This window comes from Rhizobium sp. P2_G9 (assembly GCF_056403475.1).
In genome coordinates, this window is sequence record NZ_JBFUFK010000002.1 from 149,426 (window position 1) to 169,533 (window position 20,108).

Consider the following 20,108-nt stretch of genomic DNA (forward strand, 5'->3'; position numbering starts at 1 on the left):
GGACGGAAGCGATGGGCTATTTCCACCTGAAGCTTCTGCCGCCGCGCGCGACCTTTCCCTTCGACATGAACGAAGTGGAAAAGAGCGCGATGACGGAGCATTCCAAATATTGGCGCCGGCTCGCTGAGGATCAGCGCGCCGTTGTCGTCGGCCCGGTCTTCGATCCGAAGGGGGCCTATGGAATTGCCATCGTGGAAACCGAAAACGAGGCGGAGGCCGAGGCATTGGCCGCCGCCGATCCCGTGGCGATGGCCAATCTCGGCTTTCGCTACGAAGTCTCCAACATGCCCTCCCTGATCATCCGCGATATCGACGACCTCTAGGCAAAGCCCGCTTTGCCGTCCTAGGCAAGCTCGCTTTGCTCTCAACCGACCCGAACGACCAACACAAGTCAACATTCAGGACTAGATCCCATGGCAACCGAAATCCGCGTCCCGACATTGGGCGAATCCGTCAGCGAAGCCACCGTCGGCACCTGGTTCAAGAAGGCCGGCGAGGCCGTCAAGGCCGATGAAATCCTTCTCGAGCTGGAAACCGACAAGGTGACGGTGGAAGTGCCGGCGCCGGCTTCCGGTGTGCTCTCCGAAATCACCGTCAAGCAGGGCGACACGGTCGAGCCGGGCGGTCTGCTTGGCCAGATCTCCGAAGGCGGCGCCCAACCGGCTGCGGCCGCACCCGCCGCCAAGGCCGAAGCGCCTGCTCCGGCGGCTCCGGCCCCGGCTGCGCCGCCGGCCCCAAGCGCGATGCCCGCCTCGCCGGCCGCCGCCAAGGTGGCCGCGGACAATAACATCGCCGTTTCCTCCGTCGACGGTTCCGGCAAGCGGGGCCAGGTGCTGAAGGAAGATGTGCTCGCGGCGATCGCCAAGCCGGCCGCCGCTGCAGCGCCTGCACCGGCGCCCGTCCAGGTGCGTGCGCCATCCTCGGCCGACGATCAGGTCCGCGAAGAGCGCGTCAAGATGACCCGTCTGCGCCAGACCATCGCCAAGCGCCTCAAGGACGCGCAGAACAGCGCCGCCATGCTCACCACCTATAACGAGGTGGACATGACGGCGGTGATGAGCCTGCGCAACAAGTACAAGGACCTGTTCGAGAAGAAGCATGGCGTCAAGCTCGGCTTCATGGGCTTCTTCACCAAGGCCTGCACGCATGCGCTGAAGGAAATCCCGGCGGTCAATGCCGAGATCGACGGCACCGACATCATCTACAAGAACTATTGCCATGTCGGCGTCGCCGTCGGCACCGACAAGGGCCTCGTCGTTCCGGTCGTGCGTGATGCCGACCAGATGGGCATTGCCGAGATCGAAAAGGAAATCGGCCGGCTCGGCAAGGCAGCGCGCGATGGCGCGCTCTCCATGGCCGACATGCAGGGCGGCACCTTCACCATTTCCAATGGTGGTGTTTACGGCTCGCTGATGTCTTCGCCGATCCTCAATGCGCCGCAGTCGGGCATTCTCGGCATGCACAAGATCCAGGAGCGGCCGATGGCGATCGGCGGCCAGGTGGTGATCCGGCCGATGATGTATCTGGCGCTCTCCTATGACCACCGCATCGTCGACGGCAAGGAGGCGGTGACCTTCCTCGTTCGCGTCAAGGAGAGCCTCGAAGATCCGGAACGCCTGGTTCTCGATCTCTGATCGGCAGATGCCGGCAAGGGCGCGGGATTCCCCGCGTCCTCCTCGTGAAAGAGTGGCCATGAACGTCTTCGTGTTTACGACATTTCCCGTGCTTGTCGCGTGGAGCGTTATGCTGCTCGTCGTTCACATCATGCTGCAGGCCAATCTGGCGACGCATGAACTCGGTTCCGACTGGAATGCCGGGCCGCGAGACGACCGGAGACCGGTGAAGGGTGCATTTGCCGGCCGGGCGGATCGCGCCTCGCAGAATTTTCGCGAAAGTTATCCCGCTTTTGTCGGTCTGGCGCTGGCGCTTGCCATCACCCATCCGGCCTCGGCTTGGGGACATGCCGGGGCGCTCACCTGGTTTGTCGCCCGCATCGCCTACATCCCGCTTTATCTCGCGGGCATTCCCTATATCCGCTCACTGGTCTGGCTCGTCTCGATGCTCGGCCTGCTCATCATGTTTCTTAGCGTGCTTTTCTAGTCCACCATCCGGCAGGAGGAAGACATGGCATTCGAAAACATTCCGGCCATCCAGGCGCATATCTGCGTCAGCGACGGCGTCGAGGCGATCGAATTCTATAAGCGGGCGCTCGGTGCGGAGAATACGTTCTTCAAGCTGCATGACGATGGCCAGCGCGTCATGCATGCCAATCTTGCCATTTATGGCGGCGAGGTCATGCTGCATGACGAATTCCCCGAGCATGAAAGCACGGTGCGTGCGCCGGCGACGCTGGGTGGCACGAGTTTCGCGATCAACATCAACATGAAATCGGCAGCCGAACTGGACGCCGCCTTTGCCCGTGCCGTTGCGGCCGGCGCGACCTCGATCATGGAGCCGGGCGATATGTTCTGGGGCGCGCGTTACGCCCGTATCGCAGATCCCTATGGCCACGTCTGGGCTTTCAACGCAGCGATCGGGAGCTGAGCCATGCCGGCGGAGCCAAAATGGTAATGTTTCGGCCCTTTGCCATTGTTGCTTTTCTCGCGTGCGGCATGTTGCCGGCGATGGCTGCCGAATGCCCGCAAGAGCACGCCATCTATGCGGATTCCAAGGGTGCCTATACGCTGACCTTCGAACCGGTCGACCTCGCCTCCTCATCCTCGACGCATCGGTTCAGCGTGAAGGTGAAACAAGGCGGTGCAGTGCTCGACGGCTATGTCATGCCGTCGGACACGGTCGAGCGCACCAACGGAATGCTGTTCTACAATTGCCCCGACGGCGATGTGACGGGTGCTGACCTTGCCGCCTGCACGGTGTGGCAAGGCGTGATCTATGGCAATGACCAGGGCAAGCTGCAACTCCTGCCGCAGCAGGGCGCCAAGGCGGCTCCGGAAATTCTGTTGCCCGGATTCGGGCCGGCTCTGCAGGCGTCCGATGCCTGGAAGAAGATCAAGGCCACGGTCGTACCTTGGGATGTACTAGCCTTGAAAGGGTGCTCATGAGCGACGATCGCGTTCTTCTCGTCACCGGCGGCAGCCGCGGCATCGGTGCTGCCGTCTGCCGCAAGGCTGCTAGCCTGGGCTGGCAGTTGATGATCAATTATGTCTCGAACGAAGCGGCGGCCCGCGCGCTTGCCGACGAGATCATCGCCGCGGGCGGTTTGGCGAAGATCGTCCAGGGCGATACCGGCAGCGAGGAAGGCGTGATGGCGATCTATGCTGCCGTCGACCGTGAATTCGGCCGGCTCGACGGCGTGTTCAACAATGCCGGCGTGGTCGATACCGTCGCCCGCGTCGACGAGATGGGCTGGGCGCGGCTGGAGCGGATGTTCAACATCAATGTGCTGGGTGCGATCCGCGTCGCCGGCGAGGCGGTGAAGCGCATGTCGACGCGCCATGGCGGTCGTGGCGGCGTGATCATCAATAATTCCTCGATGGCTGCCGTGATCGGCGGCCCGAATGTTTATGTTGACTATGCCGCCTCCAAGGGCGCGATCGATACGCTGACGATCGGGCTTGCCAAGGAAGTGGCGACCGAAGGCATCCGTGTCAATGCGGTGCGCCCAGGCATTATCGACACCGAGATTCACGCCTCCGGCAGCCTGCCGGATCGGCCGCGCCAGGCCGGTCCCGACATTCCGATGAAGCGGGCAGGCACGGCCGATGAAGTCGCCGATGCGGTCACCTATCTACTCTCCAACCAGGCGTCCTACATTACCGGCGCCCTACTGAATGTCAGCGGCGGACGCTAACCGCCGGAAGCGAAGGGATTTTCCATGTCATACGACGTCATCGTTATCGGATCCGGCCCTGGCGGCTATGTCTGCGCCATCAAGGCGGCTCAGCTCGGCCTGAAGACCGCTGTGGTCGAGAAGCGCGCCACGTTCGGCGGCACCTGCCTCAATATCGGCTGCATCCCGTCCAAGGCGCTGCTGCATGCCTCCGAACTCTATGCGCATGCGCACCATGGCATGCAGAGCCTCGGCATCGAGCTTTCCGGCGTGAGCCTCAGCCTCGACAAGATGATGGCGCACAAGGATGCCGTGGTGAAATCGAATGTCGACGGCGTCGCTTTCCTGTTCAAGAAGAACAAGATCGATGCCTTCCAGGGTACCGGCAAGGTGCTCGGCCAGGGCAAGGTCTCGGTGACTGCCGACAACGGCGAGACGCAGGTGCTGGAGACGAAGAACATCGTCATCGCCACCGGCTCCGACGTCGCCGGCATTCCGGGCGTCAAGGTCGATATCGACGAGAAGGTGATCATCTCCTCGACCGGTGGCATTGCGCTGGAAAAGGTGCCGGAACACCTGATCGTGGTCGGCGGCGGTGTCATCGGCCTCGAACTCGGCTCGGTCTGGAGCCGGCTGGGCGCCAAGGTTACCGTGGTCGAATATCTCGATGCGATCCTCGGCGGCATGGATGGCGAAGTGTCGCGGCAGTTCCAGCGCATGTTGGCCAAGCAGGGCCTGGACTTCAAGCTCGGCGCCAAGGTGACGGGTGTCGAAAAGAGCGCCAAGGGCGCCAAAGTGACTTTCGAGCCGGTCAAGGGCGGCGCTGCCGCGACGCTGGAAGCTGATGTCGTGCTGATCGCCACCGGCCGCAGGCCTTATGCAGATAACCTCGGCTTGGCTGAAGCCGGGGTAGCGGTCGACAATCGTGGCCGGGTCGAGATCGACGACCATTTCCGCACCAATGTGCCTGGCGTCTATGCCATCGGCGACGTGGTGCGCGGGCCGATGCTGGCACACAAGGCCGAAGACGAGGGCGTGGCCGTGGCCGAGATCATGGCCGGCCAGCATGGGCATGTGAACTACAATGCCATTCCGAGCGTCGTCTACACCCAGCCGGAAGTGGCTTCGGTCGGCAAGACCGAGGAAGAGTTGAAGAAAGAAGGCGTGGCCTACAAGGTCGGCAAATTCCCCTTCACCGCCAATGGTCGCGCCCGCGCCATGGAAGCGACGGAAGGTTTCGTCAAAATCCTCGCCGATCAGGCGACGGATCGGGTTCTGGGCGCCCATATCGTCGGCTTCGGTGCCGGCGAGATGATCCATGAGGCGACGGTGCTGATGGAATTCGGCGGCTCGTCGGAGGATCTCGGCCGCACCACGCATGCGCATCCGACGATGTCGGAAGCGGTGAAGGAAGCCGCACTCGCGACTTTCTTCAAGCCGATCCATATCTGATTGGTCCAGGAATATTTCCAGGGGCGCCGCGATGGGAACAGCGGCGCTCTTTCCATTTCGGCCTATCGCCGCACGATTTGCCGCAGCCATTGAAATGACTGCCCTTGCCTTCGCCAATCAGTTAGAGTGTGCCGATCCGATCAAGGGGTTTTGCCCATGGAAAAGCCGGTCTCGACCACACCGCACTTGCCGAATCCGGCCCTGCCAGCGGCCGATTGGGCAGACTGCTATGAGATAGAGATTCGGGCGGATGTCTTGTCGGCAATCGATGCGACGCGGATGGCGATCGGCCGCTTCCCGCTGTGGGTCCGGTTGCTGATGCAGTTGCGCAATGCGGCGGTCGGTGTCGTCGGATTGAAGGCGGCTACGGATCAGCCGACCGACGAGATCGAGATGATCGGGATTTTTCCCGTCGTCAGCCGTGCCGACGACGAGGTCGTGCTCGGCTTCGATGACCGACACCTGGATTTTCGTATTGTCATGCACGTCCGGGATGCGGGACATGGCCGCAAGATTGTCAGCGCGACCACGCTCGTTCGCCGCAAGATACTGCTTGGCAGGATCTACATCGCGTTTGTGACGCCATTTCACAAACTGATTGTCAAGACGACATTGATGAATCTCGGCAGGAGACTTGCCGTGAGTCAGTCGACCGGCGTGACGGTATAGCCCTTTGCCCTGAACAGTTCGACGAGCCCCTGGTCGCCGATCAGGTGCAGGGCGCCGACGGCCATGAACACATCGCCCTTGGCAAGCATAGGCTCGGCCCGGTCAGCCATGTGGTGATTGCGCTGTGTAACGATGCGATTCTCGAACTCATTCATGTCCTTGAAATCGCTCTCCTTCTTTTCCGGCGCAAAATAGGCGCCGGCAGGGAAGATCATGCCGATCTGGCTGCGCAGATAGAGCTTGATCGTCGTCTCCATCATGTCGCGGGTATAGTCGGGATAGCGCACAGTGCTCATCAGCGATCGGACATGGAATTCGACCGGCATGCTGGCCATGGCTTCGAGCTGTTCCTGCAGGGTTTCGACGCCCTTCACCTCCTTGCCCGCGGCCTGGGCTTCGACGGCCAATTTCTGGTCGAGGAAGGGCACACCCTTGTTCTTGCGGGAGATTTCGCAGGTCGACAAAGCCACCATCGAGGTCAGGATATAAGGCTTCATCTTGACCACCGAGCCGAGCGGAATGCCGCGGCCCATCAGCGCCTTTTCCAGCACCTTCTGGTCATCGGGCGAGAGATAGTCGATCAGCGTCTTCGCATCGGTGAACATCATCAGGCCCGGTTGGGCGAACAATTTCAGCGATGCCTTCTTCGCGTCGAGAATTTCGTCGGATTCGAGGATGATCGTCTTGGCGCTTGCATAGGCTGCCTTGGCTTCCGGCGGCAGATCGGTGACGCGCGGGTCGGCGACATGCATGGTGCCGAGCAGCCAGTCGGTCGGCTGGCCGGCTTTTTCCATTTTCCAGAAGCGATGGGTGGAATTCTTGACCTTTTCGCCCTCGGCCTTCAATTTTTCGTAAGCAGCCGGATCGCTCTTCTCAAGATCGGCCACCCGATCGCGGGCGCCACAGCTTGCGTCCTCGTCGGCATGTGCCGGCGGCGAGAAGAGGATGAAGGCGACGGACATCAGCGCCAGGAAATGAATGAGGATGAGAGCATAGGTCAATCCACTCGCCATGCGGTCAAGCTTGGACGGGGAGAGCCGGTCGGCGGAGGAGAGCGATGCGAGCGTCATGTCCAACCTTGTCGTTAACGTGGCCGGAACGATAACGGCTCAGCTTCTCATTTTCATTAATAACTATGGTTAACCGGCACGCGGATGGGCGCGCTCGAAGGCGTCGAGCAGGCGCGCGGCGTCGACGCCGGTATAGACCTGCGTCGTCGACAGACTGGCATGACCAAGCAATTCCTGGATGGCGCGCAGATCGCCGCCGGCGGAGAGCAGGTGCGTGGCGAAGGAGTGCCTGAGCGCATGCGGCGTCGCCGTGTCCGGCAGGCCGAGCCCCGAGCGCATCTTCTGCATTTCCCGCTGGATGATCGCCGGCTGCAACGGCCCACCGCGGGCGCCGAGGAAAAGCGGCGTATCCCCAGCGATCGGATAGGGGCAGAGGCGGATATAGGCTTCGACGCCCTCCAGAGCCGCGGCCAGCAGTGGCACGATGCGGGTCTTGTTGCCTTTGCCGGTGATCCGGAGCGTCGCCGTGCCGGTCGGGAAATCTGTCGTCTTCAGCGACAACGCCTCGGAAATGCGCAAGCCCGAGCCGTAGAGCAGACCGAGCAGGGCGGCGTTGCGCGCGGCGATCCACGGCTCCTCGGCAAGCTGGCCGTGGTCGGAAGAGACGAGGATCGCCTGTTCGGCGGAGAGTGGTTTCGGCAGGCTTTTCGGCTGCTTTGGCGAGCGCACGGCCCGGGCGCCCGCGGCGTTCACCAGGCCTTTCTTTTCCAGATGGCGCAGGAGAGAGCGCAGGCCGGCGAGACCGCGGCCAAGGGTGCGCGCGCCGGCGCCATCCTTGCGGCGGCTGGCGAGGAAGGCGCGCAGGTCTGCGGGGCGCAAGTCGCGGATGTCGGAGAGCTTTGCCGGCCCGGCGGCGTGTTTTGCCAGGAATTGCAGGAATTGCCGCGTATCGCGCTCATAGGCCTCGATCGTGAGTTCCGACAGCCGCCGTTCGCCGGAGAGCGAATCGAGCCAGACCTGGCGCTCGGCCAGGAGCTTTTCGTCGGCCATGATCAGGATTTCGTTCACGGGCGTCTCCGCAGGTCGGTGCCCGATCGTGTCGGAGAAAGGTTAGCGATCCGTTATCGGCGACAGCATCTTCCCGATGAGCCGCAACAGGCCCTTGCCGGCCGATTCGGGCTCGATGCCGATTTCGGAAAAGCGGAAGTCACGCTCCCTCGCTTCGCCGGTCAAGAGGAGATAGCCGACACCGACACCAGATTTTTGCGCGGCCTCTTCCGCCAGGGTGAGGTGATTGCGAAGAAGTTGCGGATCGACATTCTCCGCCAGCCCCGATTCGTCGGAAGGTGACGCGTTGGAGAGAAAGCAGACGACCCGCTTCTGCCAGTCACCTTTCTCCAGTCGCGAGACGGCCCATTCCAGCGCTTCGCCATCGATATTGTCACCGGGCACGTCGGGGTGCAGGGCAAAGATGAGATTGCGCTGCCAGCCGGTCGACTGGTCCGCGGACTTGTAGATGACATGGCGGAGGTCACAGAGCCGGCCGGGATTGGCGGGTGAGCGGGCTTTGCGCCATTTCTTGCGTGATTGGCCGCCATCGACACCGCGCGTCGTGAAGCCGAGAATTTCCGAGCGGATGCTGCATTGGTCGAGAACCGAGATCGCACATTCGACCGCGACTAGCGCCGACAGCATTTTCAGCCCGCGCATCACCGCGGAATGGTCGATCAGCAGTGTGACCACCATCTGCTCGCGATCGGCCTGCGGATAATGCGCCACGAGCGCACGAACCAACGGCAGGGAGGATTCGAGTATTTCCAGCCGCTCGCGCTGGAAGCGTCGCTGAAAATCCTGGATCGCTGCATCGAAACGGACATTGATGAGGTCACGCGACGGCGTCAGAATTTGCTGGATGTCTTCGCTGGTGATGATTTCATCGAATTCGCGGGTGAAAACCGAATAGGACTGTGGCGGCGTGCCGGGCTCCAGCGGCGGCGGACGATACGGCTTTTGCGGGATGAGGCCGTCGAAGATCCCCATGCGGTCAGTCCTTGGATTCGTTGTTTTGATCTGGGTATCGTTAACCGCATCTACGGCTCAGGCAAACCGCCAAACGGTCGTCTTTTTGACCTCGGCGTCTTCCAGCGCCCGCGTTACCGAGACCTCATAAGTCGCAAGGGCCTGCATCCGCTGACGCGGGCAATAGCTGCGGCCGGGATCGCCGACGATGACGGTCTTGCCGGTTTCGACGAGTGATTCAAACCATGGGATCAGCCGCTCGGCGAAAGATTTGTCGTAGAAAACGTCGCCGGCCAGCAGGATATCGGCGTCGATTGTCGTGCCGATGATGTCGGCATTGGAAAAGGCGATCTCGACCTGGTTGAGCCGGCTGTTCAGGCTGACCGCGTGACCAGTCCAGGGATCGATGTCGATGGCCTGAACCGACCCTGCGCCTGCCTTGACCGCCGCGATCGCGAGGAGTCCCGAACCGGTGGCGAAATCGAGCACACGCTTGCCGGCTACCGCCTCGGGATGATCAAGGATATAGCGCGCCAGCCCCTGTCCACCGGCCCAGGCGAAGGCCCAGAAGGGCGGCGGCAGGCCGATTTCCTCCAGTTCCGCCTCGGTTTTCAGCCACAGGTCATGCGCCTCGTCGGCCAGATGCAGCCGGATTTCCGGCACATGCGGCGGCGTCATGATCGCGGTGTTGTCGAGAATGAAGCGGACCGGATCGGTCTTCATGGAGAAAGCGGCGGGCTCTCCAGGCCACCCATCCTGCAGATTTCGAGATATTCCTTCTCGGTGACCGGTTGGACGGAGAGGCGGGAGAGCTTGACCAGCGCCATTTCGGAGAGCGAAGCCGTGTTCTTCACCGTATCCAGCGTCACCGGCTTCGGCACGTCAACAACGGCGCGGATGTCAACGCATTCCCAGGTCGGGGCATCGGCGGTGGAGTCCGGATGTGCCAGCGCGCAGACCTCGGCGATGCCGACGATCTCCAGGCCCTCGTTGGAATGGTAGAAGAAGCCTTTGTCGCCGATCTTCATGGCGCGCATGTTGTTGCGGGCGGCGTAGTTGCGCACACCATCCCATTCCTGGCCGGCCTCGCCTTTGTCCTTGAGCATTTGCCAGGAAAATTTGAACGGTTCGGATTTGAACAGCCAATAGGCGGCCATGATCAGAACCCTTCCGCCTTGTTAAAGGTCCAGTTCCACGGGCGGATATCGACGGAGGCGAACAGGCCGGCCTGGGCATAGGGGTCGGCGGCGGAAATCGCCTTGGCCTCTTCCAGGTTTTCGGCTTTCACCACCACCAGGCTGCCATTCGGCTTGCTGTCGGCATCCAGAAAGGGACCGGCGAAAGCCAGCGTGCCTTCGGCATTGATCTTGTTCAGCCATTCGACATGCACCGGTCGTGTATCCATCCGCAATTGCAGGGCATTGGGTTTATCCTGGCAGACGAAGGCGAAGAGCATGGTCGTTCCTTTCATTCGGTGGTGATGGGGCGGGACATCAATGCCGCCATCGCGGTCTTCACATCAAGCTGTCCTTCTATGATCGAAGCGACCGCATTTGTCACCGGCATATCAATGCCGCGTTCGGCCGAAAGCCGTGCGGCGATGGCTGCGGCATGCGCGCCTTCCACGAGTTCGCCTGATGGAAGCGTGGCACGGCCGGTGCGGCCGGTCTCGATGCCGAAGCGCAGGTTACGCGACTGGTGGCTGGTGGCGGTCAGCACGAGATCGCCAAGACCGGAAAGGCCGCGCACGGTCTCCGATCTGCCGCCAAATGCTTCGACGAAGCGCGACATCTCGGCGAGCCCGCGCGAAATCAGCGCTGCGCGTGCCGAATCGCCGAGCCCCGCGCCTTCGACGATGCCGCAGGCGATCGCCAGAACATTCTTAAGCGCGCCGCCGAGCTGCACGCCGATGCGGTCATCCGACGGATAAAGCCGGAAGGTGGGGCCGGAGATCAGCCTGGCGATACGCTCGGCCTCGTCGAGCTCGGGCGAGGCAATCACCATGGCTGTCGGCAGGCCGCGCGCGATATCGGCGGCGAAGCCGGGACCCGACAGCACCGAGATCGAATGGCCGGGTAGCTCCGCCTCCAGCACCTCGGTCAGCAGCCGGCCGGTCATCTTGTCGATGCCCTTGGCGCAGGTGACGATCGATTGCTGCTGGCGGAGATGGCCGGCGAGGTGGTGTGCTGCTTCGCCTTGCATCTGGCTCGGCATGACGAAGAGCACCACCGAAGCGTCCTCAAGGACCATCGCGTCTGCCGTGTAGCGTATATTGTCCGGTAGGCTGATGCCGGGCAGGTTGCGGGCATTGACATGCGTTGCGGCCATGGTGCGCGCAAGATCCGGGTCGCGGCAGAGCAATGTGACCTCGGCATTGTCGGAGATCGCAGCGGCGGCGGTGAGTGCCGTGCCGAAAGCCCCGGAGCCGACGATGACAATGCTTTCCTTCATGCTTTGGCCCCGCGTTTGCCGGAACCCAGCAGCGTTTCGGCATTCTGGTCGAGCGGCCAGCGTGAGCGCGGCGCAACTGTGAGATCGTCGGGCCCAAAACCTTCGGCCATCCGCTCCAGCCCGGCCCAGGCGATCATGGCGGCATTGTCGGTGCAGAGCGCCATCGGCGGAGCGATGAAACGGAAGCCGTATTTGTCGGAAATTACCTGCAGGGTGCCGCGCAGTTCGCGATTGGCGGCGACGCCGCCGGCAACGACCAGCGCCCGCTCGCGGACGTCGGGAAAGCGTTCGCGGAAACGCTGCAAGCCGCGGCCGATACGGTCGCGCATCGTGCGGCTCACCGCATTCTGGAAGGAGGCGCAGATATCGGCAATGTCCCTGTCGGTCACCGGGGCGATCGATTCTGCCGCCTGCCGCACCGCCGTCTTCAGGCCGGAGAAGGAGAAATCGAGTCTTGCTTCGCCCACCAATGGCCGCGGGAAGACGAAGCGCTCGGGGTCGCCGTCCCGCGCCGCCTTCTCGACCGCCGGGCCGCCGGGATAGGGCAGGCCGAGCAGTTTGGCGGTTTTGTCGAAGGCCTCGCCCAGCGCATCGTCGATCGTCGTGCCCCAGCGCTCGTAGTCGCCGACGCCCTTGACGAGGATGAGCTGCGTATGGCCGCCAGAGACGAGCAGCAGCAGGTAGGGGAAGGCAAGCCCATCCGTCAGCCGCGCGGTCAGCGCGTGACCTTCGAGATGGTTGATCGCGTAGAGCGGCTTGCCGGATGCCATGGCGATCGCCTTGCCGGTCATCAGGCCGACCAGCAGGCCGCCGATCAGGCCGGGACCGGAGGTGGCGGCGATCGCGTCGATGTCATCCAATGTCGTTCCCGCGCGAGCCAGAGCCTCAGCGATCAGCGTATCGAGAGCCTCAACATGGGCGCGGGCGGCGATCTCCGGCACCACGCCGCCATAGGCCGCATGTTCGTCGAGCTGGGAGAGCACGACATCGGCGACGATCCGGCCGCTGCCATCGGCTGCGCGCTCGACGACGGCCGCGGCCGTTTCGTCGCAGCTGGTTTCAATGCCGAGAACGCGCGTGGGAATGGTGTTAGCCCTTTTGTCCGATTGCGGAAGCATGGAAAGACGGATAGTGGGAAGCCGATTATAGTGGATTCTGCGGATGCATATAAAACCTTTCAGGATCGGCACAAGAGGCAGTCCGCTCGCGCTCAAGCAAGCACATGAGGTGCGCGACCGGCTGATGGCGGCCCATAGCCTGCCGGAAGAGGCATTCGAGGTCGTGCCGCTCTCGACCCGTGGCGACCGCGTCACCGATCGTTCGCTGGCCGAGATCGGCGGCAAGGGCCTGTTCACCTTCGAGCTGGAAGAACAGCTGAAATCAGGCGAACTCGATTTCGCCGTGCATTCCTCCAAGGATATGGCGACCATCCTGCCGGCAGGGCTTGAGATTGCCGCCTATCTGCCGCGCGAGGATTTTCGCGATGCCTTTATCGGCCGCGCCGCGCCGCGCCTGATGGAGCTGCCGGAAGGCGCCATGGTCGGCACTGCGTCATTGCGACGGCAGGCACTGGTGCGCAAGCTCAGGCCGGACCTGAACGTCAAGATATTCCGCGGACTGGTCGATACGCGACTGAGGAAGCTGGCTGACGGCGAAGCGGATGCCACTTTGCTCGCTTATGCCGGCCTGAAGCGGCTCGGCAAGCCGGAGGTGGCGACCGAGCTTCTCGACCCGGAGATTTTTCCGCCGGCGCCGGCGCAAGGCGCCATCTGTGTCGAAGCGCGGACCGGCGATGGTCGCGTCGGTGAATTGTTTGCTGCCGTCAACCACGCGCCCACCTTCGCCGCGGTCACTTGCGAGCGGGCTTTTCTCGAAGTGCTCGACGGCTCATGCCGTACGCCGATCGCCGGTTATGCGGTGATCGAGGGCGACGATCTCGTCTTTTCGGGCATGATCCTGACACCCGACGGCGCCAGGCATCATTCGATCGCAGCCCGCGGGCCGGCGTCACAATGCCGTACCATCGGCCTGACCGCCGGAGCGGATATCCGCAATGCGGCAGGCTCATCCTTTTTCGAATTCTGGAGTTGAGAGCCAATGCGTGTGCTGATCGTGCGGCCCGAACTGCAGGCCAGGCAGACGGCCGAAAAGCTGGCGGCTTTGGGTCATGAGCCGGTTGCGTTTCCGCTCTTCCGGCCGATCCACGATCTGCCGCATCTTTCAGATGCCTTGCGGTCGAAATATTCGGCGCTGGCCATTACCTCGGCCGAGGCGGTGCGCTGCCTTCAGGCGCTCGGGCCGGATCTGAAGCCCTATCTCGGGGTAACGGTGTTCACCGTCGGCAAAGCGACGTCGCGAATCGCCAAGGAAGCCGGCTTCACCGATGTGATCTCCGCCAGCGGCAGCGGCAACGACCTGGCGGGGCAGGTGGCTGGTCTTGCCGTGGGCTCGCTGGATACCAACCCGATCCTTTATCTCGCCGGCCACAAGCGCAGCGGCATTTTCGAGGAAACGCTCAGGGACAATGATGTCGACTGCGTGACGGCGGAAATCTACGAGATGGAGCCGATCGTCTATCCGATGCCGAAGCTGCAGCAACTCGTGGTGAACCGGCCGGTCGATGCCGCGTTTCTGTTTTCGCGGGAGAATGCCAAGGCTTTCTTCGATCTGGAGATTTTTCGGCAAAGCAAGGAATCGTTAAGGAAAACGCTGTTCTTTTGCCTCAGTCGCAATATAGCCGATGCAGTCCCGGAGGAATTGCGGGAAAGTGTCGTCGTAAGCACGAATCCGGACGAGGACGAACTCATCGATCTGCTCTGACCGCGGAAGCGGCAGAAAGGCCTTGCGGTGCGGCGGCGCTCCGCTAAGGTTCTGACTATAACCAAGAAGGGCTTACCATGGACACGGACCCGACCCGCCATTCCAAAAGCAATGACGATCCGCGCACCATCGATCTGTCGCCGGAAGAGGTGAAACCTGTCACGCCCGGCGAGGCGGAAGGCACCGACGAGGACGTGAAGGCATCTCCTTCGGACGAGCCGGTGGCGGCGGCCGAGGAGCCGCAGACTGCACAGGCGGAGCAGCCTCAACCATCGCAACAGCCGGCGGCACAACAGGGCAGCCGCGGCTCGCTATTGGCCGCAAGCTTTGTGGTCGGTGTCGTCGTGCTGGCGGGTGCCGCCGGCCTGCAATATTGGGGCGTCCTGCCGAATATGGGGTCTGACGACAAGACGGCCGGCACGCTCAACATGTTGTCGGGCGATGTCGAAGCGATGAAGTCGTCGGTCGCGGCGCTGAAGGAAGCCAAGCCCGAGGTCGATTTTACTCCGGTCAACGACAAGATCGCCGCGATCGAGAAGAAGCTCGCCACCGTGCCGCAGCCGAACGGCCTCTCGGCTGATGCCGACGCGCGGATTTCGGCGCTGAACGACGAGGTCGCTGGGCTGAAGACGGCACTCGCCGACCAGAAGAAGACCGAAGATGAGATGAAGGCAGCGCTCCTGCTCAGGCTTGAAGCCCTGGAGAAGAAGACGAGCGAGCCACGTGACGATATCCAGGTCGCCGTTGCCATTGCCTCGGCCGGCCTGAAGGCGGCGATCGATCGTGGCGGCCCGTTCACAGCCGAGCTCGACACGCTGGCCGGCATCGATGCCAATGACCCGGCGGTCAAGGAGCTGAAATCCTTTGCCGCGACCGGCGTGCCTTCGCGCACCGATCTTGTGGCGCAATTTTCCGATGTCGCCGATCGCATTATCGGCGCGATCAATGCCGGCAATCCGAACCAGAGCCTGACCGACCGGCTGCTTTCCAGTGCCTTCTCCGTCGTAAAGGTTCGGCCGGTCGGCAATGTCGAGGGTGATACGCCCGAGGCGATCGTGGCGCGCATGGAGACGAAGCTTACCAATGGCGACCTGAAGGGCGCCGATGCGGAATGGCAGAAGCTGCCAGCCGCAGGCAAGCAAGCCTCCGCTGATTATGCCAAGTCGCTGAGCGCACGCATCCGCGTCGAAGAACTGGTCGGCTCGACACTGACCAAGGCGGTGCAGGGCACCGAGACCAAGGGCTGAACCATGATCCGTATCCTCATCTATTTCCTGGTGATCCTGGCGCTGGGTTTCGGCTTTTCCTGGCTCGCCGAACGGCCGGGCGATCTCTTCGTCATCTGGCAGGGCAAGCGCATCGAAATGAGCCTGATGGTGGCGGCGACCATGCTGGTCGTGCTCGTCGCGCTCATCATGTTTACCTGGTGGCTCATCCGCACCATCTGGACCTCGCCGCATTCGGTGACGCGCTATTTTCGTGCCCGCAAGCGCGATCGCGGCTACCAGGCGCTGTCGACCGGCCTGATTGCGGTAGGTTCGGGCGATGCGCCGCTGGCGCGGAAAATGCTGGATCGGACCAAGGGACTGATCCGAGCCGACCAGGAGCCGCTCATTCATCTGCTCGAAGCCCAGGCCTCGCTGATCGAGGGCAAGACCGAGGATGCGCGCAAGAAATTCGAGGCGATGGCCGAGGATCCCGAAACCCGCGAACTCGGCCTGCGCGGGCTCTATCTCGAAGCCCAGCGGTTGGGTGCGCACGAGGCCGCCCGCCACTATGCGGAAAAGGCAGTGGAGAAGGCGCCGCATCTGCCCTGGGCYGCCGATGCCACGCTCGAATATCGGGCGCAGGCGGGGCGCTTCGACGATGCCATTCGGCTCTTGGAGCAGCAGCGCGTGCTTGCCGGCATGGATCGCAAGCAGCATGACCGCAAGAAGGCCGTGCTGCTCACCGGCCGGGCGCTGGCACGGCTCGAAAGCGATCCGAAGGGCGCCCGCGACGATGCGGGTGCCGCGCTGAAGCTGGCGCCGGCGCTGATTCCGGCCGCGACGATCGCGGCAAAAGCCTATCTGCGCGAGAACAACAGCCGCAAGGCGATGGCGACGCTCGAACAGGTCTGGCGGCTGGCGCCGAATTCCGAACTTGCCGCCGCGTATCTCGCGGCCGGCGGCGCGTCTGCGGCTGACAAGCAGCGTCGCGCGGAGCGGCTGGAGGCGATCCAGCCGACAGCCTACGAAGCGCTCTACGCCTCTGCATCCGCTGCCTATGATGCACGCGATTTCGCCACTGCGCGCCGCAAGGCTGAAGCTGCGGCGAAGATCGACGAGCGCGAGAGCATTTATATGCTGATGGCCGATATCGAGGAGGCCGAGACCGGCGATCAGGCGCGCGTGCGCCATTGGCTGTCACAGGCGCTGCGGGCGCAGCGCGATCCGGAATGGGTGGCGGACGGCCGGGTGTCGCCATACTGGCTTCCGATCTCGCCGGTCAGCGGCCGGCTCGATGCCTTCGAATGGAAGCGCGCCGTCGCAGCAGCACCGCTTGCGATCGAAGGCAAGGATTTCAACAAGGCCGCGGAAGCGTTCCGCCAGCTTCCGGATGCCAAAACCGAGCCGGCGCCAGAGTCCAAGGTAAGCTACAATGAAGTGAAGGCTCCTGAGAGCGCTAGGATTGCCGAGGTGTTGAACGGTCGGACGACGGAGACAACTCCTGTCATCGCCGCCGAGGCCGTTCCTGCCAAGCCGGTCGTGGAGGTGTCGACAGCGGCTGTCGTGGCAGAGGCGTCGCCGAAAGCAGAGGCGCAGAAGCCAGTGCCGGCGCGAGAGGCGGCTGCTGACGACAAGCCGTTCTTCGGCGGCGCGCCGGATGATCCGGGCGTCAAGGCCGGCAAGCAGCCGGAAAAGAACGGCTTTCGGTTATTCTGACAGCGAGGGGCGATGTTCGATAGGCTGATGGCATTCCTGCATTCGCTCTCCGCCGAGGCACCGGCGGAGGAGCCCGATACTGTCGTCGTCGCGATCGTGGCACTGGCGCTGCATGTCATCCAGGCCGACGGCATCATCCGCGACGTCGAGAATGATGTGCTGGAGGCGGCGATCCGCTCCTATTTCAACCTCAGCAAGGGCGAATTCGAGGCCATGCTGAAGGCAGCGAAGCGCGAGGAAGAGGATTCTGTCGATCTTTTCCGCTTTACATCGCGCATCAATCGGGCTCTTGATGACCGCCAGAAAGCGGAATTCATCGCCATGCTCTGGCAGATCGTTCACGCGGACAACGATCGCAACGAACTCGAAGACCATCTGGTCTGGCGCATTGCGGAGCTGATAGGGGTGTCCGGTCGTGATCGTGTGGATCTCAGGCAGGAGGCGGAAGGCCGCCAGAAACACTGACTGTCCGGACCATCATGCTGCGCGCTGCCCCAAGAACCAAGAAGGTCGACGACCGGCCCATCCTCATCGTTCTCCACCAGGAAACCTCCACACCCGGCCGCGCCGGCCAGATGCTCGTCGAGCGCGGCTACAGGCTCGATATCCGTCGTCCGGCGCTCGGCCAGAAGCTGCCGCATACGCTGCGCAATCATGCCGGCGCCATCGTCTTCGGCGGCCCGCAGAGCGCCAATGACGAGCATGATTATGTCAAGGAGGAGATCGATTGGGTCTCCGTGCCGCTCAAGGAGAACCGGCCGTTCCTGGGCATTTGCCTTGGTGCGCAGATGCTGGTCAAGCAGCTCGGCGGCAAGGTCGGCAGCCATACCGAAGGGTTCACGGAAATCGGCTGGTATCCGCTGGAAGCGACCGAGGCCGGCCGCAAGCTGATGGACTGGCCGAACATGGTCTATCATTTTCACCGCGAGGGTTTCGACCTGCCCTCGGGCGCGACGCTGCTTGCGCGCGGGCACACTTATGAGAACCAGGCGATCCGCTATGGTCAGAATGCCTGGGGCGTGCAGTTCCACGGCGAGCTGACACGGGTGATGATGCAGCGCTGGGTGGTGCGCGGTGCGCATCGGTTCGAGCTGCCGAACGCGCAGACCGGCGACAGGCATCTCGAAGGGCGGTTCCTGCATGATGCGGCGCTAAAGATCTGGATGGGCAATATGCTCGACACCGTTTTCGGGCACAGATTGGTGCAGGCGGCTTAGTCAGGCCTGACGATCAGCTCACCGCAATCTCCTCTCCCTTCGGCGCCTGCAGCGTATCGATCCGGCGAAGTTGCGGGAAGATCAGCGACCAGGCGATCGACACCGCGAGTGTGCCCAGCCCACCGATGACGACGGCGGGAACGGCGCCGAAGACGGCCGCCATCGAGCCGGCGCGGAATGCGCCAAGTTCGTTGGACGCACCGATGAAGACCGAATTGACGGCGTTCACCCGGCCGCGCACGTGGTCCGGCGTCCAGAGCGCGATCAGGGTTTCGCGCACATAGACCGATATCATGTCGCCGGCGCCCATCAGCGCCAGAGCAACGACCGACAGCCCGAACGAGGAGGAGACGCCGAAGACGATGGTCGCAGCGCCGAACAGCGCCACGCCGGAAAACATCTTGAAGCCGGAATAGCGGCGGATCGGGAAGGCGGCGAGGTAAAGCGCCATGGCAATCGCGCCCAGGCCGGAGGCGGCGCGCAATATGCCGAGGCCGATCGGACCAAGCACGAGAATTTCCGATGCGTAGATCGGCATCAGCGCTGTCGCGCCGCCGAGCAGCACCGCGAAGAGATCAAGCGAGATGGCGCCGAGCACGATCTTCTGCCGCTTGATATAGCCGAAACCCGCCAGCAGATAAGTCCAGCTTGTCGGTTCGCCCATGGTCTTCTGTGCTGGCTTGGGGATCATGAAGACAAGGACCGCGCCGGCGATCATGAAGGCAAGTGCGACGACATAGGCGACCGACGAACCGATGCCGTAGAGCAGGCCGCCGGCGACAGGGCCGGTAATCGAGGCGACCTGCCAGGACGACGAGTTCCAGGCGAAGGAATTCGGCAGATCCTCGGCCGGAACGAGATTGGGCGAAAGCGAGGACACGGCCGGGCTCATGAAGGCGCGCTCGATGCCGAAGATGGTGAGGATCACGAAGACCAGCAGCGGCGAAAATGAGCCGGTCAGGGTGATCAGCAGGAGTGCGGCGCTGCAAAGCGCGCTGACCATCATGCAGATCGAGACGATGACGCGGCGATTATATCGGTCTATCACCGTACCGGTCACCAGGATCAGCAGCAGCGACGGCAGGAACTGCACCAGGCCGACAAGGCCGAGATAGAAGGCACTTTTCGTCTCGGCGAACATCTGCCAGCTGACCGCGATCGAGATGACTTCCGCGGCGAAGGCTGCCATGAAACGCGCGAAGAAAAGCAGCACATAGGAACGATGCCGGAAGGCGGCAAAACGGTCGTTCGCCGTAGAAGCATTCATAACCGCAACTTTCGTGAAGGATTCACGCGTTAAGCATGAGAACCGAGCGCGTCGGGGCGCTCTTGCCCGATAAAGAGCGAATGATTATCTGTCTGTCAACTTCAAACCCTCCGTCCAGCCGGAGGAAACCAAGAGGACCCTATGCTGATCGTCATTCTTTCCACGTTGAATTACATTCTCAACATAGTGTGGTTCTTCGTCATCGTTTCAGCCATTTTCTCTTGGCTTTATGCATTCAACGTCATCAATACGAGAAATCAGTTCGTCAATCAGATCGGCAGCGCGCTCTATGCGATCACCGAGCCAGTCTATCGGCCGATTCGCCGCTTCCTGCCGAACATGAATGGGCTTGATCTGTCGCCGCTCGTCGTTCTGGTCATTATCTTTTTCCTGCAGCAAGTGATCGTCTGGGTCGCCAACAACTACGGCTGAGCGGTTGACGGCACGGCGTACCTGTAGCGGGCTCTACGAAAAAACCCTCCGGATCGA

At 62.6% G+C, this 20,108-nt stretch carries 24 protein-coding genes; 15 read left to right on the plus strand and 9 right to left on the minus strand.

Annotated features, from left to right (window positions below; all coding sequences use genetic code 11):
* Window positions 1–11 precede the first annotated feature (11 nt).
* The 8 genes from AC1DYF_RS02375 (at window position 12) to AC1DYF_RS02410 (ending at window position 5,911) form a co-directional block, all read left to right on the plus strand.
* Window positions 12–323 (plus strand): YciI family protein, encoded by a 312-nt coding sequence (locus AC1DYF_RS02375; protein WP_477874850.1) that lies wholly within the window; start codon window positions 12–14, stop codon window positions 321–323.
* A gap of 90 nt (window positions 324–413) precedes the next feature.
* A complete protein-coding gene (gene odhB / locus AC1DYF_RS02380) occupies window positions 414–1,634 on the plus strand; it encodes a 2-oxoglutarate dehydrogenase complex dihydrolipoyllysine-residue succinyltransferase (RefSeq protein ID WP_477874852.1) in 1,221 nt (406 codons plus the stop codon).
* A 52-nt stretch (window positions 1,635–1,686) separates the two neighbouring features.
* A complete protein-coding gene (locus AC1DYF_RS02385) occupies window positions 1,687–2,100 on the plus strand; it encodes an MAPEG family protein (RefSeq protein WP_477874854.1) in 414 nt (137 codons plus the stop codon).
* A 24-nt stretch (window positions 2,101–2,124) separates the two neighbouring features.
* Window positions 2,125–2,544, plus strand: coding sequence for a VOC family protein (locus AC1DYF_RS02390; protein WP_477874856.1), 420 nt, complete (start codon window positions 2,125–2,127; stop codon window positions 2,542–2,544).
* A 20-nt stretch (window positions 2,545–2,564) separates the two neighbouring features.
* Window positions 2,565–3,062 (plus strand): hypothetical protein, encoded by a 498-nt coding sequence (locus tag AC1DYF_RS02395; RefSeq protein ID WP_477874858.1) that lies wholly within the window; start codon window positions 2,565–2,567, stop codon window positions 3,060–3,062.
* Window positions 3,059–3,811 carry an SDR family oxidoreductase gene (locus AC1DYF_RS02400; RefSeq protein ID WP_477874859.1) on the plus strand — a complete coding sequence of 251 codons (753 nt, stop codon included), beginning with the start codon at window positions 3,059–3,061 and terminating at the stop codon, window positions 3,809–3,811. Before AC1DYF_RS02395 ends, AC1DYF_RS02400 begins: the two co-directional genes overlap by 4 nt.
* A gap of 24 nt (window positions 3,812–3,835) precedes the next feature.
* Window positions 3,836–5,242 carry a dihydrolipoyl dehydrogenase gene (gene lpdA, locus AC1DYF_RS02405; RefSeq protein ID WP_477874861.1) on the plus strand — a complete coding sequence of 469 codons (1,407 nt, stop codon included), beginning with the start codon at window positions 3,836–3,838 and terminating at the stop codon, window positions 5,240–5,242.
* Between the two features lie 156 nt (window positions 5,243–5,398).
* The gene (locus AC1DYF_RS02410) at window positions 5,399–5,911 is read left to right on the plus strand and encodes a DUF2867 domain-containing protein (RefSeq protein ID WP_477874863.1); all 513 of its coding nucleotides are present in this window, start codon (window positions 5,399–5,401) and stop codon (window positions 5,909–5,911) included.
* Here AC1DYF_RS02410 and AC1DYF_RS02415 read toward each other — a convergent pair.
* The 8 genes from AC1DYF_RS02415 to tsaD form a co-directional block, all read right to left on the minus strand.
* Window positions 5,887–6,981 (minus strand): TraB/GumN family protein, encoded by a 1,095-nt coding sequence (locus tag AC1DYF_RS02415; protein WP_477874865.1) that lies wholly within the window; start codon window positions 6,979–6,981, stop codon window positions 5,887–5,889. The genes AC1DYF_RS02410 and AC1DYF_RS02415 overlap by 25 nt on opposite strands.
* A gap of 69 nt (window positions 6,982–7,050) precedes the next feature.
* A complete protein-coding gene (locus AC1DYF_RS02420) occupies window positions 7,051–7,989 on the minus strand; it encodes a tyrosine recombinase XerC (protein WP_477874867.1) in 939 nt (312 codons plus the stop codon).
* A gap of 42 nt (window positions 7,990–8,031) precedes the next feature.
* Window positions 8,032–8,961, minus strand: a complete 930-nt coding sequence (locus tag AC1DYF_RS02425) for a cobaltochelatase CobT-related protein (protein ID WP_477874869.1) — start codon at window positions 8,959–8,961, stop codon at window positions 8,032–8,034.
* Between the two features lie 57 nt (window positions 8,962–9,018).
* Window positions 9,019–9,663, minus strand: a complete 645-nt coding sequence (locus tag AC1DYF_RS02430; RefSeq protein WP_477874871.1) for a class I SAM-dependent methyltransferase — start codon at window positions 9,661–9,663, stop codon at window positions 9,019–9,021.
* On the minus strand, window positions 9,660–10,097 hold the full coding sequence (locus tag AC1DYF_RS02435) for an EVE domain-containing protein (RefSeq protein ID WP_477874873.1): 438 nt from the start codon (window positions 10,095–10,097) through the stop codon (window positions 9,660–9,662). The genes AC1DYF_RS02430 and AC1DYF_RS02435 overlap by 4 nt, the downstream gene beginning before the upstream one ends.
* A 2-nt stretch (window positions 10,098–10,099) precedes the next feature.
* Window positions 10,100–10,396, minus strand: a complete 297-nt coding sequence (locus AC1DYF_RS02440) for a YciI-like protein (RefSeq protein WP_477874875.1) — start codon at window positions 10,394–10,396, stop codon at window positions 10,100–10,102.
* 11 nt (window positions 10,397–10,407) lie between these two features.
* Window positions 10,408–11,391, minus strand: coding sequence for an NAD(P)H-dependent glycerol-3-phosphate dehydrogenase (locus AC1DYF_RS02445; RefSeq protein ID WP_477874877.1), 984 nt, complete (start codon window positions 11,389–11,391; stop codon window positions 10,408–10,410).
* A complete protein-coding gene (gene tsaD / locus AC1DYF_RS02450) occupies window positions 11,388–12,509 on the minus strand; it encodes a tRNA (adenosine(37)-N6)-threonylcarbamoyltransferase complex transferase subunit TsaD (protein WP_477874879.1) in 1,122 nt (373 codons plus the stop codon). Before tsaD ends, AC1DYF_RS02445 begins: the two co-directional genes overlap by 4 nt.
* Window positions 12,510–12,552: 43 nt before the next feature.
* Between tsaD and hemC the strand changes: the two genes are divergently transcribed.
* The 6 genes from hemC (at window position 12,553) to AC1DYF_RS02480 (ending at window position 18,352) form a co-directional block, all read left to right on the plus strand.
* A complete protein-coding gene (hemC, locus tag AC1DYF_RS02455) occupies window positions 12,553–13,482 on the plus strand; it encodes a hydroxymethylbilane synthase (RefSeq protein WP_477874881.1) in 930 nt (309 codons plus the stop codon).
* Window positions 13,483–13,488: 6 nt separating this feature from the next.
* Window positions 13,489–14,211 carry a uroporphyrinogen-III synthase gene (locus AC1DYF_RS02460; protein WP_477874883.1) on the plus strand — a complete coding sequence of 241 codons (723 nt, stop codon included), beginning with the start codon at window positions 13,489–13,491 and terminating at the stop codon, window positions 14,209–14,211.
* Window positions 14,212–14,288: 77 nt separating this feature from the next.
* The gene (locus AC1DYF_RS02465) at window positions 14,289–15,458 is read left to right on the plus strand and encodes a COG4223 family protein (RefSeq protein WP_477874885.1); all 1,170 of its coding nucleotides are present in this window, start codon (window positions 14,289–14,291) and stop codon (window positions 15,456–15,458) included.
* A 3-nt stretch (window positions 15,459–15,461) separates the two neighbouring features.
* The gene (locus AC1DYF_RS02470) at window positions 15,462–17,135 is read left to right on the plus strand and encodes a heme biosynthesis HemY N-terminal domain-containing protein (protein WP_477874887.1); all 1,674 of its coding nucleotides are present in this window, start codon (window positions 15,462–15,464) and stop codon (window positions 17,133–17,135) included.
* Window positions 17,136–17,162: 27 nt separating this feature from the next.
* Window positions 17,163–17,600: a tellurite resistance TerB family protein gene (locus tag AC1DYF_RS02475; protein ID WP_477874888.1), complete on the plus strand. Its 438-nt coding sequence runs from the start codon at window positions 17,163–17,165 to the stop codon at window positions 17,598–17,600.
* A 14-nt stretch (window positions 17,601–17,614) separates the two neighbouring features.
* A complete protein-coding gene (locus tag AC1DYF_RS02480; protein WP_477874890.1) occupies window positions 17,615–18,352 on the plus strand; it encodes a glutamine amidotransferase in 738 nt (245 codons plus the stop codon).
* Window positions 18,353–18,365: 13 nt separating this feature from the next.
* Here the strand turns inward: AC1DYF_RS02480 and AC1DYF_RS02485 are convergent, their stop codons facing one another.
* Window positions 18,366–19,619, minus strand: coding sequence for an MFS transporter (locus tag AC1DYF_RS02485; protein WP_477874892.1), 1,254 nt, complete (start codon window positions 19,617–19,619; stop codon window positions 18,366–18,368).
* Window positions 19,620–19,760: 141 nt separating this feature from the next.
* On the opposite strand from AC1DYF_RS02485, the gene AC1DYF_RS02490 reads away from it, so the two are divergent.
* Window positions 19,761–20,051: a YggT family protein gene (locus AC1DYF_RS02490; RefSeq protein ID WP_477874894.1), complete on the plus strand. Its 291-nt coding sequence runs from the start codon at window positions 19,761–19,763 to the stop codon at window positions 20,049–20,051.
* Window positions 20,052–20,108 lie beyond the last annotated feature (57 nt).

What these genes read in the sequence shown, in the direction of transcription:
- hemC (WP_477874881.1), top strand. Translation starts at nt 12,553, where the DNA reads ATGCATATAAAACCTTTCAGGATCGGCACAAGAGGCAGTCCGCTCGCG.
- AC1DYF_RS02490 (WP_477874894.1), top strand. Translation starts at nt 19,761, where the DNA reads ATGCTGATCGTCATTCTTTCCACGTTGAATTACATTCTCAACATAGTG.
- AC1DYF_RS02435 (WP_477874873.1), bottom strand. Translation starts at nt 10,097, where the DNA reads ATGGCCGCCTATTGGCTGTTCAAATCCGAACCGTTCAAATTTTCCTGG.
- AC1DYF_RS02475 (WP_477874888.1), top strand. Translation starts at nt 17,163, where the DNA reads ATGGCATTCCTGCATTCGCTCTCCGCCGAGGCACCGGCGGAGGAGCCC.
- AC1DYF_RS02390 (WP_477874856.1), top strand. Translation starts at nt 2,125, where the DNA reads ATGGCATTCGAAAACATTCCGGCCATCCAGGCGCATATCTGCGTCAGC.
- AC1DYF_RS02465 (WP_477874885.1), top strand. Translation starts at nt 14,289, where the DNA reads ATGGACACGGACCCGACCCGCCATTCCAAAAGCAATGACGATCCGCGC.
- AC1DYF_RS02410 (WP_477874863.1), top strand. Translation starts at nt 5,399, where the DNA reads ATGGAAAAGCCGGTCTCGACCACACCGCACTTGCCGAATCCGGCCCTG.
- AC1DYF_RS02400 (WP_477874859.1), top strand. Translation starts at nt 3,059, where the DNA reads ATGAGCGACGATCGCGTTCTTCTCGTCACCGGCGGCAGCCGCGGCATC.
- AC1DYF_RS02375 (WP_477874850.1), top strand. Translation starts at nt 12, where the DNA reads ATGGGCTATTTCCACCTGAAGCTTCTGCCGCCGCGCGCGACCTTTCCC.
- AC1DYF_RS02485 (WP_477874892.1), bottom strand. Translation starts at nt 19,619, where the DNA reads ATGAATGCTTCTACGGCGAACGACCGTTTTGCCGCCTTCCGGCATCGT.
- AC1DYF_RS02425 (WP_477874869.1), bottom strand. Translation starts at nt 8,961, where the DNA reads ATGGGGATCTTCGACGGCCTCATCCCGCAAAAGCCGTATCGTCCGCCG.
- AC1DYF_RS02480 (WP_477874890.1), top strand. Translation starts at nt 17,615, where the DNA reads ATGCTGCGCGCTGCCCCAAGAACCAAGAAGGTCGACGACCGGCCCATC.
- AC1DYF_RS02430 (WP_477874871.1), bottom strand. Translation starts at nt 9,663, where the DNA reads ATGAAGACCGATCCGGTCCGCTTCATTCTCGACAACACCGCGATCATG.
- tsaD (WP_477874879.1), bottom strand. Translation starts at nt 12,509, where the DNA reads ATGCTTCCGCAATCGGACAAAAGGGCTAACACCATTCCCACGCGCGTT.
- AC1DYF_RS02460 (WP_477874883.1), top strand. Translation starts at nt 13,489, where the DNA reads ATGCGTGTGCTGATCGTGCGGCCCGAACTGCAGGCCAGGCAGACGGCC.
- AC1DYF_RS02395 (WP_477874858.1), top strand. Translation starts at nt 2,565, where the DNA reads ATGGTAATGTTTCGGCCCTTTGCCATTGTTGCTTTTCTCGCGTGCGGC.
- AC1DYF_RS02440 (WP_477874875.1), bottom strand. Translation starts at nt 10,396, where the DNA reads ATGCTCTTCGCCTTCGTCTGCCAGGATAAACCCAATGCCCTGCAATTG.
- AC1DYF_RS02415 (WP_477874865.1), bottom strand. Translation starts at nt 6,981, where the DNA reads ATGACGCTCGCATCGCTCTCCTCCGCCGACCGGCTCTCCCCGTCCAAG.
- odhB (WP_477874852.1), top strand. Translation starts at nt 414, where the DNA reads ATGGCAACCGAAATCCGCGTCCCGACATTGGGCGAATCCGTCAGCGAA.
- lpdA (WP_477874861.1), top strand. Translation starts at nt 3,836, where the DNA reads ATGTCATACGACGTCATCGTTATCGGATCCGGCCCTGGCGGCTATGTC.
- AC1DYF_RS02445 (WP_477874877.1), bottom strand. Translation starts at nt 11,391, where the DNA reads ATGAAGGAAAGCATTGTCATCGTCGGCTCCGGGGCTTTCGGCACGGCA.